The following is a 13,220-nucleotide window of genomic DNA, read 5'->3' as shown; positions in this document are numbered from 1 at the left end:
CTGTTCGGCACGGAGCCGCACCGGCCTTGGCGACGTGGACGTGTCCTCGTGCGCGGGGATCGGGTGCGCGGGGATCGGGTGCGCCCGGGGCGGGGGCCGGCGGGGGGACCGGTACCCGCCCCGGGCGCGGTTCGGGGGCGCAGTGCGCAGGCGCAGTGCGCGGGCGTGCGTGCCACTTCGGGCAGGTGTCCTGGGCCGGGTTGCGATCCAGGCTCCCGGAGGCGGACGTGTACGTCACGAACAGCTCATCGGCGGGGCCGCCTACGGCCGCGTCGATGCTCTGGTGGCCGTTGAAGGTCTCGATTCCGTAGGGGTTCGCCATGCCCTCGAAACTGCCCGGAACGAGCCTGCAGCGGACCTGCGAGCGCAGCGGGAACGGTGCCCGCTCGTCCTTCGTCACCGACGGCGCGTAGAAGCGGCCGGGGTACGGGCTCAGGCAGCGGCCGAAGATCTCTTCGATCTTGGCGTGGTCCACAGTGCTCGGGTCGTCCGCGCATCGGGTGCTGTCCCCACCCGTGACGGGGCATCAGGCGCGGAGCCGCATGACGAGGGTCTCGCCAGGACGGCCCGCAAGGAAAACGCGTGCTTTTCCCAGGACATCGTCGACGTTGGCCTCCTGCGTCTGCGCGAGCCGCCCGCCGTGGATGGACAGGATGTCGTGGGTACCGGGCAGGGACACGGCGGCCGGCCAGGTCCCGACCGAGGCGTTCTCCATCCAGGCGGCGGCGCGGTTCGGCTCGCCGATGTTCCGGTACGCGTCGCCATTGCCCGACCCGGCCGCGTCCGCGGCCCCCGCGGGGCCGGGGACGAGCAGGACCGCGCCGAGTGCGACGCAGGCCGCGATCAGGCGGGCCGACGGGCGGGAGAGCCACCGCCGCCGGGATCCGTCGCCCGTGTCGGATGGGGTGGTGTGGGGCATGGGACTCCTGTCCGGGTACGCGCTGAAGAACTCACGGCGCGGGAGGCCGGAGGGGACAGGCCCGCCCCGCGTCCGTGATGCTCCGAGCCAACCCGATGCGGCCCGCGCAGAACATGAAGTTCCACCCGCAAAAGTGCCGTTCCGCCCAGACTTGCGGGGTCGGCCCGGTGCCCCGGGCGCCCCGGCCCGCGACCCACCTGGTGCGATCGAAACCTGCTCGGTGGCGCTCCGCGGGCGTCGACGCCTGCTCGTCGGAGAGGCGACCTCCGGTCACCTCCGGGGGCGCGGCTCAATAGGTGCTCTTGTAATGGGCATGACGTTCCATCAGCATCATCCGCGCGCATCACGCACTCTCTTCCCGCACAACCTTCACACGGCGCACGAGGAGACAACACGTGGTAAAACGCACCAGAGGTTCCTTGCGCACGGCGCTCGCCGCCCTCGCCTCTCTCCTGCTCCTTCCGCTCGGCTCGGGTGCCGCCTCGGCCGCGCCGGACCCCGGCTCTTCGTCCGGTGCGGCCGGACGCAAGATCGAGCCCGAGCTCCGCGCCCAGCTCGAAGCCTCCGACAAGGCCGTCTTCTGGGTCTACCTCGACAGCGCCGCCGACCTCACCGCCGCGAGCAGGCAGTCGACCCGCGCGGCCAAGGCCGAGACCGTACTGCGGACCAAGAAGGAGCACGCAGCGCGCAGCCAGGCCGGGGTGGTCAAGGCCATCGAAGGCGCCCAGGCCGAGTACACCTCGTACTGGATCGTGAACGCGCTCCGCGTCGTCGGCAGTGAGAAGCTGGCCGGCGCTCTGGCGGAGCGCCCCGAGGTGTCCCGGGTCGCCGCCGACGACAAGGTCGACTTACCCAGGCCCGCCGAGGGCCGGCGGGAGCAGGCCGTCGCCGACGCGATCGAGTGGAACATCGACCGCGTCAAGGCCCCGCAGGTCTGGGATCAGACCGGGGTGCGCGGCGAGGGCATCGTCGTCGCCAACATCGACAGCGGCGTGGACTACACCCACCCCGCGGTGAACCGCCAGTACCGCGGGAAGAACGCGGACGGCAGTTACACCCACGCCTACAACTGGTTCGACCCCGCCAGGATCTGTGCCGGTGCCGCCCCGTGCGACAATAACGACCACGGCACCCACACGATGGGCACGATGGTCGGCGACGACGGCGGTGCCAACAAGATCGGCGTCGCCCCCGGCGCCAAGTGGATCGCCGCCAAGGGCTGTGAGTCCGACTCCTGCTCCGAGGCGTCCCTGCTCGCCTCCGGCCAGTGGATCGTCGCCCCGACCGACGCGAACGGTCAGAACCCGCGGCCCGATCTCGCCCCGCACGTCGTCAACAACTCCTGGGGAGGTCCGGGCGGCGACACCTGGTACCAGGAGATCGTCGACACGTGGCGGGCCGCCGGCATCTTCCCGGCGTTCTCCAACGGCAACTCCGGACCGGGTTGCTCCACCAGCGGCTCACCCGGTGACTACGCGAGCTCGTACAGCTCCGGTGCGTTCGACATCAACAACGCCATAGCGTCGTTCTCCTCGCGCGGCGCCGGTCCCGGGGGCGTGGTCAAGCCGAACATCGCCGCCCCGGGCGTGAACGTACGCTCCTCCACCCCGGGCGGTGGCTACAAGGCCTTCTCCGGCACGTCCATGGCCTCGCCGCACACCGCGGCCACCGTCGCCCTGCTCTGGTCCGCGGCGCCCGCCCTCGAAGGCGACGTCACTCAGACCGAAGCACTCCTCGACGGCACGGCCCAGGACACCGACGCCGCGCAGTGCGGCGGCAGCACCGCCGACAACAACGTCTTCGGCGAGGGCAGGCTCGATGCCCTCGCCGCCGTGAACGCCGCCCCGCGCGGGGCGATCGGCGCGCTCGCCGGCACCGTCAGCGCGGGCGGCGCGCCGGTCGCGGGCGTCACGGTCACCGCCGACGGTCCCGTCGACCGTACGACGACCACCGCCGCCGACGGCACCTACCGGTTCCCCACGCTCTCGGTGGGCGACTACACCCTGACCGCCGCCAAGTTCGGCTACGGAACGCAGACCGCCACGGCCGCGGTCACCGAGAACGCCACCGCCACCGGGGACTTCACCCTCGTCCAGGCCCCGACCGGTAAGCTCACCGGCACGGTCACCGCCGCCTCCGGACCCATGGCGGGCGCCTCCGTCACCATCGCCGACACCCCCGTGACCGCGATTGCCGACGCCCAGGGCCGCTTCGAGGTCACCCTGCCCCACGGCACCTACGACGTACGGGCCACCCACCCGTCCCGCTGCGTCACCGGCGGATCCGCCAGGGCCACCGTCGCGGGCGACACGACCGTCTCGGTGAACCTGCCCGAACGCACCGACGGTTACGGCTACGCCTGCGCCACAGCCAACGACCGCCCGTACACGCCGGGCAGCCGCCAACTCGCGCTCACCGGCGACAACACCACCGAACGCGTCGACCTGCCGTTCCCGTTGCCGCTGTACGGCAAGACGTACGCGCAGGCCTGGATCGGCACCAACGGCACCGTCAGCTTCGGCGGCAACCACACCGCCGACGTCAACGGAGACCTGCCGAGCACGGCCACCCCCAACGCCGCGCTCTACCCCTTCTGGGACGACCTGGTCGTCGGCGCCGCAGGCAGCGGATCAGGTGTCTTCACCGCCGTCACCGGCACCGCGCCGCACCGCAGCTACGTCATCGAGTGGCGCGAGGTGTCCCACTGGTCGGCGCAGGCCGACAAGTTCTCCTTCTCGGCCTCGATCGGTGAGGACGGCACCGTCTCCTACGTCTACAAGGGCACGGGCGGCACCGGCATCAAGGGCGGCTCCACCGCCACCGTCGGCGTGGAGAACGCCACCGGCACCGACGCCTTCACATACTCCTTCAACACCCCCGTCATCACCGACGGCCTCGGCATCTCCTTCCGCACCACCCGGAGCGGCGTGGTGACGGGACGCGTGCTCGACGCCAACGACGGCGACGGCGTCGCCGGCGCCACCGTCACGGTCGGCACCGGCGACTCGGCCGTTTCCGCCACCACGGCGGCGGACGGCGGCTACGTGGTCCAGAGCCCCTCCGGCTCGCGGCCCGTCGCCATCTCGGCACCGCAGTACGAGTCCGGGCAGGCGACCGTGGACGTGAAGGCGGCCGACGTGACGTCCGTGACCCAGTCGCTGCGAACGGGTCGGGTGACACCGTCCAAGCCCGCCGTGGAGGTGGTCCTCCAGCCGAACCAGCAGCGGACCCGAACCCTGGACCTGACCAACCCGGGCCTCGCCACGGCCTTCACGGTGACCGAGGGAGCGGCCTGGCTGACGGCCACGCCCGGGGCGGGGGATCTGCCGACGGGAGCCAAGGCCCCGGTCACCCTCACCGTCGACACGACGGGACTGGCCCCGGGGTCGGTCCTGACCGCAGACCTGAAGATCACCTCGGCCAGCGGCCGGACCCCGGTCCTGACCGTCCCCGTCAAGGTGGTCGTCCCGCGCTACCAGGTCGCCCTGGACGCGGGATCGAACTCCGCGAGCACGGACGCGCTGGGCGACGCCTGGTCCCCGGACCGCAAGTACACCGCGGGTTCCTACGGCTACCAGGGCAACGGCTCCACCCTCTCCACCAGCCGCGCCATCAACGGCACACAGGACCAGCGGCTGCTGAGCACCGCCCGCGAGGGCATGTACGAGTACCGCTTCGACAACGTGCCGAACGGGACCTACACGGTGGAACTGGGCTTCGCCGAGCTCGCCTCCACCAAGCCGAACAAGCGGGTGTTCGACGTCCTGGCCGAGGGGCAACAGATCCTGCCCTCCCTCGACATCGCCCTGGAGGCGGGCACGTACACGGCCCTGACCCGTACGTACACGGTCAAGGTGACGGACGGTGTGCTCAACATCCGTTTCGTCACGCACAGCGGATTCGGCAAGCCCCTGCTCAACACGGTCCGGGTGACCGACCGCCCCGACCAGAGCTGACCGCACCACGAGCAACGGCGGGGCGCTCCAGAGCGCCCCGCCCGCCGCGGCCCGGCGCCGGTGCCGATGCCGGTGCCGTCGGTGTCGCCATGGACCGTGGCGGCGAGAAGCCGTTCGAATACCGGTGGCAACTACCGGTTTTCCGTCGAGACCGGGTCGAGGAAGAAGACGCACTGCTTCGCCTCGAATTCGCCCACCTCGGCGACGAAGCGGAATTTATCGCCCGCGCGGACGACGGCGGGGGTGTTCGGGCCGGTCAGTTTCAGGTCGAGGACGTTGACGTCCGCGTACTTGAAGGACGGGCCGATCCCCGTCTTGGGTCCCTGGTCGCCCGGGCCCAGGAGGAAGTCGTAACGGGTGTCGTTGTCACCGTGGGGTGCCATGTGCACGATTGAACCGTCGAAGGCGACCGTCTTGCCCTTGTACTTGGTCGCGAAGTCCGCGTTCGCACTGCCGCAGGAGTCCGGCATCTTCAGCAGCGCCGCGAATTCCGGGTTGTTCTGGGGCGTGATCACCTCGATGGCAGCCGACCCGGCAGCGGTCGGGGTCGACGTGGCGGAAGGCTCTGCGCTCGCAGTGGCCACCGTCGGCTTGCTCGACTCGTCCTTCTTCCCGCCTCCGTCCTCAAGTGCCGCGCCTACGCCTATGACGACAGCCAGGATCACGAGGCCGCCGACCGCAGTGCCGATCAAGAGCCGCGGCAGGGGCTTCTTCGGCCGGCGGAAGGCGAGGGTGGAGCGCAGCATGCCCTGGGTCTGTTCTACGAGTTCCCATCCCTCCTTCTGCATCTTCGAGATCACCAAGCCGTCGGTGCCGCGAACCGTCTGCACGGTCTTGTACTCGTACTTGATCTCGTCTGCCATGCGGCTCCGCGCCCCCTGAACGAACTGTTCATACCAAAACCCTCGCGAGCATAGGGGACTTCGCGAGGGAATCGGCCTCATCGACGTCATCCTCGGCGCCGAGCGCGAAACGCCTCGTACATGTCCTGAACCGAGCTCGAAGCCGCACTGCTCCTCGTCACCGTTCGTCACTGGCCGCAGGCGGTGCCGTTCAATCCGCCCAGCATCCCCACCCGGTCCGGCAACCGGCGGGCCGCGGACACGAGACCGTTGCTGCGCCCGCGGCCCCGGCGTCGCCGGTCCCCGGTGTCTCAGCGCCGCGCTGTCTGCGTGCGGCCAGAACGAAGGGCCCGCACACTGGAAGCGGGATTGGGGATGAAGGGCCATGGACGACAGCGCACACCACGCCCCACACGAGCGCACCGCCGCACACGCCGCCCCCGACGGCCGCAGCTCCGGTCACGCCCGCGACGAGGGTGTCCATGGGAACCACGGGCACGCCCGTCATCAGGGAGCCTCGTGGGGGACGGCGGCGAAGGCAACGCTGCACTGCCTGACCGGCTGTGCCATCGGCGAGATCCTCGGCATGGCGATCGGCACGGCCCTGGTCTGGGGCAACGTCGCGACGATGGTCCTGGCGATCGCGCTGGCCTTCGTCTTCGGCTACTCCTTCACCTTCTTCGCCGTTCGCCGCGCCGGCCTGGACCTCAGGGGCGCGGTCAAGGTCGCCCTGGCTGCCGACACCGTCTCGATCGCGGTGATGGAGCTCGTCGACAACGGCATCATCGCCCTCGTGCCGGGGGCCATGGACGCCAAGCTGTCCGACGGACTGTTCTGGGGTGCGCTGCTCGGCGGATTCGCGATCGCCTTCCTGATCACCACACCGGTCAACAAGTGGATGATCGGCCGCGGCAAGGGCCACGCGGTGGCCCACGCCTACCACTGACCCGCCGCCGACACCGCGTCCACCGCCCGCCGTCCGGGGGCATCTCTCCCTTGGATGCCCGGACGCTTGCACGCCACGCCGGTCGTGTGCCTCAGGTCCGTCGCTCGGCGTCGATCTCGCCGATCAGGCCCTCGATGAGGCCCTTGATCTCGTCGCGGATGGGGCGGACGGCTTCGACGCCCTGGCCGGCGGGGTCTTCGAGCTGCCAGTCGAGGTAGGTCTTGCCGGGGAAGTACGGGCAGGCGTCGCCGCAGCCCATGGTGATGATGTAGTCGGAGGCCTGGGCGGCCTCGGGGGTGAGGACCTTCGGCTTCTGGTCGGAGATGTCGATGCCCAGCTCGGCCATGGCGGCCACCGCGGAGGGGTTGATCCGGTCGCCGGGCATGGAGCCGGCGGAGCGGACCTCGACGCGGTCGCCCGCGAGGTGGCGCAGGAACCCCGCCGCCATCTGGGAGCGGCCCGCGTTGTGGATGCAGACGAACAAGACGGACGCGAGCGGGTTCGCGGGCATCGGCTCTTCCTTGTGGTGGCAGGTACGGCTACGTCGTCACCGTCAACCGGCGGAACGGATTATCGAGGACTGGTATCAGTCCTCGATGATGTGACAGTATCAGCGGATGATGACGTCAGTCGACACTGATCTGATCCGGGTGCTGGCCGACCCGCTCAGGCTCCGGATCGTGACCCTCCTCGCCCGCGAGACCCTCTGCACCACCCACCTCGTGGAAGAGACGGGTGCGAAGCAGACGAACCTCTCCAACCACATGAAGGTGCTGCGCGAGGCGGGGGTCGTGGATACGGAGCCGTGCGGGAGGTACGTCTACTACCGCCTGCGCCCGGAAGTCATCGAAGCCCTCGCCGGTCAGTTCACCGACCTCGCCCGGACCGCGCGAGCCACCGCCGAAGCGAACCTCAAGCGGTCCTGCCCGTAGCCTTCGCGCTTTGCCTCACCTGCCCGAGGAGAACCTGCCTTGACCGCCACCGAGCCCCTCGCGAGCGGCGCCACGGCCGCCGACGCGGCGCCGCAGCCCGCGCCCGGCGCGACTCCGCCCCGTACCCCGCTGATCGCCCGCGCGGCCGCCGAGCTGGTCGGCACCGCCGCCCTGGTCGCGATCGTGGTCGGCTCCGGCATCCAGGCCACCGAGCTCACCGACGACGTCGCCCTCCAGCTGCTGGCCAACTCCACCGCCACCGTCTTCGGCCTCGGCGTCCTGATCGCCCTCCTCGGCCCGGTCTCCGGCGCCCACTTCAACCCCGCCGTCACGCTCGCCGAGTGGTGGACCGCCCGCCGCGGCGGCGCCGGCGTCAACGCCCGCGAGCTCGCCGTTTACGTGCCCTCGCAGATCGCCGGTGCGATCGCGGGTGCGATCCTCGCGGACGCGATGTTCGGTGAGCCGCTGGTGAAGTGGTCGCAGCACGACCGCTCCGCCGGCAACCTCCTCCTCGGCGAGGTCGTCGCCACCGCGGGCCTGATCCTGCTGATCTTCGGCCTCGCGCGTACGGACAGGCTGCGCTTCGCCCCCGTCGCGGTCGCCTCGTACATCGGTGCGGCGTATTGGTTCACCTCCTCCACCTCGTTCGCCAACCCGGCGGTCACGATCGGCCGCGCCTTCACGGACACGTTCGCGGGCATCGCCCCGGCGTCGGTCCCCGGCTTCATCGCCGTGCAACTGATCGGTGCCGTGGTGGGTCTGGCGTTGGTGGCGCTCATCTTCATGCGGGGCAAGACCGGCTCCGGGACGCCTTCGGCATGACGCGGCGTACCGACGTGGTGGTGATCGGCGGCGGCCAGTCCGGGCTCGCCGCCGGCTACCACCTGCGCCGTTTGGGCATCGAGTACGTCATCCTCGACGCCCGGACGGCGCCCGGCGGAGCGTGGCAGCACGCCTGGGACTCCCTGCGCCTGTTCTCCCCGGCGGAGTACTCGTCTCTGCCCGGGCGGCTCATGCCGGTCCAGCCCGGCCGGACCCACCCCGACGCGCAGCACGTCGTCGACTACCTCGCCGACTACGAGAAGCGGTACGAACTGCCCGTGCATCGCGGGGTGTGGGTGGAAGCGGTCCACCGGGACGGCGCGTTCCTGCGCGTCGCCACGGACAGCGGCGACTGGCAGGCCCGCGCGGTCGTCGGCGCCACCGGCACCTGGACCCGCCCCTTCCTCCCGGCTGTCCCCGGCCGTCGCGAGTACACCGGCCGCCGGCTGCACACCGTCCAGTATCAGAGCCCTGCCGAGTTCGCCGGACAGCGGGTAGTGGTGGTGGGAGGCGGGAACTCCGGTGCGCAGATCGCGGCCGACCTCGCCGATGCCGGCATTGACCTGATCTGGGTCACCCGGCGTCCGCCCCGCTACCTCGCCGACGACATCGACGGCCGAGCCCTCTTCGACCACGCCACCGCCCGCCGCCGCGCCCTGGACGAAGGCCGCACCGACACCGGCGGCGTCGCCTCCCTCGGCGACATCGTCGCCGTCCCGCCGGTACGCGCCGCCCGCGACGCCGGACTCATGACCGCGACGCCGATGTTCAGCCGGCTCACCACCACCGGCGTTGAGTGGACCGACGGCACTGCCGCAGATGTCGACGCGATCATCTGGTGCACCGGCTTCCGACCCGCACTCGCCCCCTTCTCGGCACTGCGCCTGCGCGGCGCCCGCGGACACATCGCCACCACCGGCACTCGGGCCGTGGACGAACCGCGCCTGCACCTCCTCGGCTACGGCGACTGGACCGGCCCGGCCTCCGCAACCCTCATCGGCGTCGGTCGCCCCGCCCGCGACGCCGCCCGGCAGATCCGTGAGCTGCTGGCCTGACCGCGCTTCGGTGGACTTGAGGACTCAAGGCCCGGTGACGTCAGTTGTGGCGGGCCAGTTTGTACGCGGAGACGAGCAGGATCACCGCCAGAGCGGGGATCAGGACCACGTTCGGGAAGACCCCGAGCAGCAGTCCGCCCACGACCGCACCGGCGATGGAGCCCGCGGCCATGATCGTGGTGAAGCGGAGGTTGGCGCCCAGGACGGCGAAGCTGCCGTCGCGGCTGTAGCGGGCAAAGGCGACGAGCATGGTCGGCAGTGACACCAGCAGCGACAGGCTTCCGGCGGTCTTGATGTCCTCGTCGAAGAGCAGCACGATCGTAGGGATCAGCAACTCCCCACCCGCCACGCCCATGATCGCCGCGACCACGCCGATGCCGAATCCGGCCGAGATACCCGCGGGAATCCGTGCCCACAGCGGCAGAGCGAGGGTGCCCAGCGTGGTGGTGTGTGTGAGGACCAGGGCCGCCGCCATGAGCACCATGAGCGCGGAGAGAACCCTGTAGAGGGTGGCGGAGCGCATCCGGACGGCCCAGGAAGCTCCGGCCCACGCACCGAGCAGGCTGCCGGTCAAGAGGTTGGCCGCGACGGGCCACCGGGCGGCCACTTCGGCGGCCGGGACCGCGGCCAGCCGGGCGGGGAGCGCGATCAGGACGACGACCAGGCTCATCGCCTTGTTGAGGATGACCGCCGAGAGCGCGGCGAACCCGAAGAGGCCGATCAGCAGAGGCAGGCGGAACTCCGCACCGCCCAATCCGATCATCCCGCCCAGCAATCCGATCGCGGCACCCGCGGCGAACACCGCGGGTGGTGTGTGTGTCGGGCGGAGACCGTCGAGGCTCGGTTCGGTACGCATCACGGCATCCTTGCTGGTCACCGGCCCTTCCGCTATGACCAGGCCGCCACTTCGGCCAATGCCACCGGGCCGCCGACCCGGACTCGTCGGGACCTCCGAGCCACAGCAGCGGCCGCCCTGCCCGGCCCCCGCCGCCCTCGCTTCTGCCTGGGGAACCCGCGCCGGCTCAAGTCGATGTGGGTCAGACGGGGCTGCGGCGCTCCAGCAGGATCACGTCCCGCCAGACTCCGTGGTGGCGGCCGATCCGTTCGCGCGTGCCGACGACCCTGAACCCGGCCCGCGCGTGCAGGGCGAGGCTGGCGGTGTTCTCGGGGAAGATCCCGGACTGGATCGTCCAGATCCCCGCGGCCTCCGTGGAAGCGATCAGCGCTTCCAAGAGGGCTCGGGCGACGCCGCGGCCCCGCGCCTCAGGGTGGACGTACACGGAGTGCTCGACCACGCCCGCGTACGCGCACCGGTCGGAGACCGCACTGGCTGCCACCCAGCCCAGCACCCGGCCGCCGTCGTCATCGAGGGCGACGAAGCGGTGTCCGGGCAGCTTGGCCTTGTCGAACGAGTCCCAGTCCGGGGCCTGGGTCTCGAACGTCGCGTTGCCTTCGTCGATCCCCGCCCGGTAGATGCCCAGTACCTGCTCGGCATGCTCCGGGAGAAGTTCCTCGACCCGCACGTCCGTCACGCCGCCTTCGAGGCGCCGGACAGCAGCGCGCCCATGGCGGCGAGCACGGACGGCTCGACCCGGTAGTAGACCCACGTACCGCGGCGCTCCGAGGACAGCAGCCCGGCCTCCTTCAGCTTCTTGAGGTGGTGGGAAACGGTGGGCTGGGAGACGCCGACGTCGGAGATGTCGCACACGCACGCCTCTCCGCCCTCGTGGGAGGCGACGGCGGAGAACAGACGCAGGCGCACGGGGTCGCCGAGGGCCTTGAACATCTTCGCGGCGACCTCCGCCTCGTCCGCGGACATGGGGCGCTCGGTCAACGGGGGGCAGCAGGGCGCGACGGCCTCGGGCTCCAGGAGCGGCAGTACCTTCGCATTCGACATACGTCTATGTTGACACATGTCGAACCAGGCCGGCAGGGGGTGTTTCGGGCGCGGGTCGGGTGGGCGGCCAAGCGGCGAACCGCCCGCGCGGCGTCCCGGCCCCCGCCGCGCAGGGAGTTCTTCCCGTGAATTAGATACATGTCTATGTTGACGTCCGTCGATACAGGTGCCATGCTGATCTAGGCCATAGACAAACGTCGAAACACCAGGGAGTCGTCATGAACGAGCCGGTCGCCCCCAGTCCGAACTCCGCCGAGGCGGTGGCCTCCTGTTGCGGCCCCGCCCCGGCCACGCCCACCCCAGAGGTGGCTCCCGCCGCGTCCTCACCGTGCTGTGGCACCCGCGAAGGCGCAGAAGCCGCCGGCGCCTGCTGCGACCCGAAGTCCAAGCACGAGGCCGTCGCCACCGGCGCCGACTGCTGCTGACCACCCGAAGCTGCGTCCCGTCCGTCCGCTGTCCGCCGTAGGAAGACCTGGAGACCTGCCATGAGCGAGACCACCACCGAGCTGCCCGTCGTCGTCATCGGAGCCGGCCCCGCCGGACTCGCGGCCGCCGCCCACCTCGTCGACCGGGGCCTTGAACCCCTCGTCCTGGAAGCCGGGACCACCGCCGGATCCGCCGTCCGCGAGTGGGCCCACGTGCGGCTGTTCTCCCGCTGGGGCGAGGTCGTCGACCCGGCCGCCGAGAAGCTCCTCGCTCCGACCGGCTGGGTCAAGCCCGATGAGGACACGTACCCCTCCGGCGGGGACTGGGCCGACCTCTACCTCCAGCCCCTGGCCCACGTCCTGGGTGCGCGGGTCCGCTACGACGCCCGCGTCACCGGCGTCTCCCGCACCGGCCGCGACCGCATCGTCGACGCCGACCGCGAGGCCCAGCCCTTCGTCGTCCACTACGAGAACACCGACGGCCGCGAGCACCGAGTGCGGGCCCGCGCGGTCATCGACGCCTCCGGGACCTGGTCCACCCCCAGCCCCGCCGGCGGCAGCGGACTCGCCGCCCTCGGCGAGAAGGCCACCGCGGACCGCATCACGTACCGCGTCCCTGACCTGAAGGAACCCGCCACCCGCGCCCGGTACGCGGGCAAGCGCACCGCAGTCATCGGCTCCGGCGCCTCCGCCTTCACCGCTCTCGCCTACCTCGCCGACCTCGCCAGGTCCGAGGACGGCCCGGGCACGCACGCGGTGTGGATCCTGCGCCGTGGGATCTCCGGCTCCACCTTCGGCGGTGGCGAGGCCGACCAGCTGCCCGCGCGCGGCGCCCTCGGTCTCGCGGCGAAGGCCTCCGTCGACGGCGGCTACGCCGACGCGGTCACCGGCTTCCGCACCGACGCCTTCGAGCGCACCGAAGACGGCCGCGTGATCCTCGTCGGCGAGGACGGCCGCCGCCTGGACCCGGTGGACGAGGTCGTCGTCCTCACCGGCCTGCGCCCCGACCTGTCGTTCCTGGACGAACTCCGCCTGGCGCTCGACGAGCGCCTCCAGGCCCCGATCGAGCTGGCCCCGCTCATCGACCCCAACCAGCACTCCTGCGGCACGGTCTACCCGCACGGCGTGGGCGAGCTCTCCCACCCGGAGAAGGACGTCTACCTCGTCGGCATGAAGTCCTACGGTCGCGCCCCCACCTTCCTCGCCATGACCGGCTACGAACAGGTCCGCTCCATCGCCGCCCACCTCGCCGGGGACCGCGAAGCGGCCGAGCGCGTCGAACTCGCCCTCCCCGAGACCGGAGTCTGCGGCGGCGCGGGCCTCTTCGACGAGCCCGCAGCCGCCGAGAAGGCCGGTGGCGGGTGCTGCGGCGCCCCGGCCACCCTCACCATCGGTGCCGCGCCCGCTTCCTCCGGCGGCTGCTGAG

General features: G+C 71.2%; 13 protein-coding genes. 7 read left to right on the top strand and 6 right to left on the bottom strand.

The window, feature by feature from the left end; translation table 11 throughout:
• Positions 1 to 526: 526 nt before the first annotated feature.
• The gene (locus ACFYZL_RS06470; protein WP_388676602.1) at positions 527 to 919 is read right to left on the bottom strand and encodes a hypothetical protein; all 393 of its coding nucleotides are present in this window, start codon (positions 917 to 919) and stop codon (positions 527 to 529) included.
• Between the two features lie 395 nt (positions 920 to 1,314).
• Between ACFYZL_RS06470 and ACFYZL_RS06465 the strand changes: the two genes are divergently transcribed.
• On the top strand, positions 1,315 to 4,875 hold the full coding sequence (locus ACFYZL_RS06465) for a S8 family serine peptidase (protein ID WP_388676599.1): 3,561 nt from the start codon (positions 1,315 to 1,317) through the stop codon (positions 4,873 to 4,875).
• Positions 4,876 to 5,006: 131 nt separating this feature from the next.
• Here the strand turns inward: ACFYZL_RS06465 and ACFYZL_RS06460 are convergent, their stop codons facing one another.
• On the bottom strand, positions 5,007 to 5,738 hold the full coding sequence (locus ACFYZL_RS06460) for a DUF4839 domain-containing protein (RefSeq protein ID WP_388676596.1): 732 nt from the start codon (positions 5,736 to 5,738) through the stop codon (positions 5,007 to 5,009).
• A gap of 364 nt (positions 5,739 to 6,102) precedes the next feature.
• Here ACFYZL_RS06460 and ACFYZL_RS06455 point away from each other — a divergent pair, with 364 nt between their 5' ends.
• Positions 6,103 to 6,663 carry a DUF4396 domain-containing protein gene (locus ACFYZL_RS06455; RefSeq protein ID WP_384745793.1) on the top strand — a complete coding sequence of 187 codons (561 nt, stop codon included), beginning with the start codon at positions 6,103 to 6,105 and terminating at the stop codon, positions 6,661 to 6,663.
• 91 nt (positions 6,664 to 6,754) lie between these two features.
• On the opposite strand, the gene ACFYZL_RS06450 is transcribed toward ACFYZL_RS06455, so the two are convergent.
• Positions 6,755 to 7,174 carry an arsenate reductase ArsC gene (locus tag ACFYZL_RS06450; protein WP_384745794.1) on the bottom strand — a complete coding sequence of 140 codons (420 nt, stop codon included), beginning with the start codon at positions 7,172 to 7,174 and terminating at the stop codon, positions 6,755 to 6,757.
• 106 nt (positions 7,175 to 7,280) lie between these two features.
• On the opposite strand from ACFYZL_RS06450, the gene ACFYZL_RS06445 reads away from it, so the two are divergent.
• Genes ACFYZL_RS06445 through ACFYZL_RS06435 form a run of 3 tightly spaced genes read left to right on the top strand, consistent with a single transcriptional unit; the run spans position 7,281 to position 9,472 of the window.
• Positions 7,281 to 7,595, top strand: a complete 315-nt coding sequence (locus ACFYZL_RS06445) for an ArsR/SmtB family transcription factor (protein WP_384745796.1) — start codon at positions 7,281 to 7,283, stop codon at positions 7,593 to 7,595.
• Positions 7,596 to 7,634: 39 nt separating this feature from the next.
• Positions 7,635 to 8,417 (top strand): aquaporin, encoded by a 783-nt coding sequence (locus ACFYZL_RS06440; protein WP_384745798.1) that lies wholly within the window; start codon positions 7,635 to 7,637, stop codon positions 8,415 to 8,417.
• Positions 8,414 to 9,472, top strand: a complete 1,059-nt coding sequence (locus ACFYZL_RS06435; RefSeq protein WP_388676591.1) for an ArsO family NAD(P)H-dependent flavin-containing monooxygenase — start codon at positions 8,414 to 8,416, stop codon at positions 9,470 to 9,472. The genes ACFYZL_RS06440 and ACFYZL_RS06435 overlap by 4 nt, the downstream gene beginning before the upstream one ends.
• Before the next feature lie 40 nt (positions 9,473 to 9,512).
• Here the strand turns inward: ACFYZL_RS06435 and ACFYZL_RS06430 are convergent, their stop codons facing one another.
• The 3 genes from ACFYZL_RS06430 to ACFYZL_RS06420 form a co-directional block, all read right to left on the bottom strand.
• Positions 9,513 to 10,328, bottom strand: coding sequence for a sulfite exporter TauE/SafE family protein (locus ACFYZL_RS06430; RefSeq protein WP_384745802.1), 816 nt, complete (start codon positions 10,326 to 10,328; stop codon positions 9,513 to 9,515).
• Between the two features lie 181 nt (positions 10,329 to 10,509).
• Positions 10,510 to 11,004, bottom strand: coding sequence for a GNAT family N-acetyltransferase (locus ACFYZL_RS06425; protein WP_384745804.1), 495 nt, complete (start codon positions 11,002 to 11,004; stop codon positions 10,510 to 10,512).
• Entirely contained in the window at positions 11,001 to 11,369 is a 369-nt protein-coding gene (locus ACFYZL_RS06420) for an ArsR/SmtB family transcription factor (RefSeq protein ID WP_388676587.1), read from the bottom strand. Before ACFYZL_RS06420 ends, ACFYZL_RS06425 begins: the two co-directional genes overlap by 4 nt.
• Before the next feature lie 218 nt (positions 11,370 to 11,587).
• On the opposite strand from ACFYZL_RS06420, the gene ACFYZL_RS06415 reads away from it, so the two are divergent.
• Both ACFYZL_RS06415 and ACFYZL_RS06410 read left to right on the top strand, forming a co-directional pair.
• Positions 11,588 to 11,794 (top strand): hypothetical protein, encoded by a 207-nt coding sequence (locus ACFYZL_RS06415; RefSeq protein WP_388676584.1) that lies wholly within the window; start codon positions 11,588 to 11,590, stop codon positions 11,792 to 11,794.
• Between the two features lie 60 nt (positions 11,795 to 11,854).
• Positions 11,855 to 13,219: an NAD(P)-binding domain-containing protein gene (locus ACFYZL_RS06410; RefSeq protein WP_388676582.1), complete on the top strand. Its 1,365-nt coding sequence runs from the start codon at positions 11,855 to 11,857 to the stop codon at positions 13,217 to 13,219.
• The last annotated feature ends 1 nt before the right edge of the window (position 13,220 follow it).

The sequence above is a fragment of the Streptomyces sp. NPDC001717 genome (genome assembly GCF_042892775.1).
Classification (GTDB): domain Bacteria; phylum Actinomycetota; class Actinomycetes; order Streptomycetales; family Streptomycetaceae; genus Streptomyces.
The sequence above is the reverse complement of the archived record's forward strand: the minus strand, read 5'-3'. Positions and strand labels throughout refer to the sequence as shown.

Excerpts from the sequence above, each read along its gene's own strand:
- ACFYZL_RS06470 (WP_388676602.1), bottom strand. The coding sequence starts at position 919 with ATGCCCCACACCACCCCATCCGACACGGGCGACGGATCCCGGCGGCGG.
- ACFYZL_RS06460 (WP_388676596.1), bottom strand. The coding sequence starts at position 5,738 with ATGGCAGACGAGATCAAGTACGAGTACAAGACCGTGCAGACGGTTCGC.
- ACFYZL_RS06455 (WP_384745793.1), top strand. The coding sequence starts at position 6,103 with ATGGACGACAGCGCACACCACGCCCCACACGAGCGCACCGCCGCACAC.
- ACFYZL_RS06450 (WP_384745794.1), bottom strand. The coding sequence starts at position 7,174 with ATGCCCGCGAACCCGCTCGCGTCCGTCTTGTTCGTCTGCATCCACAAC.
- ACFYZL_RS06445 (WP_384745796.1), top strand. The coding sequence starts at position 7,281 with ATGATGACGTCAGTCGACACTGATCTGATCCGGGTGCTGGCCGACCCG.
- ACFYZL_RS06435 (WP_388676591.1), top strand. The coding sequence starts at position 8,414 with ATGACGCGGCGTACCGACGTGGTGGTGATCGGCGGCGGCCAGTCCGGG.
- ACFYZL_RS06430 (WP_384745802.1), bottom strand. The coding sequence starts at position 10,328 with ATGCGTACCGAACCGAGCCTCGACGGTCTCCGCCCGACACACACACCA.
- ACFYZL_RS06420 (WP_388676587.1), bottom strand. The coding sequence starts at position 11,369 with ATGTCGAATGCGAAGGTACTGCCGCTCCTGGAGCCCGAGGCCGTCGCG.
- ACFYZL_RS06415 (WP_388676584.1), top strand. The coding sequence starts at position 11,588 with ATGAACGAGCCGGTCGCCCCCAGTCCGAACTCCGCCGAGGCGGTGGCC.
- ACFYZL_RS06410 (WP_388676582.1), top strand. The coding sequence starts at position 11,855 with ATGAGCGAGACCACCACCGAGCTGCCCGTCGTCGTCATCGGAGCCGGC.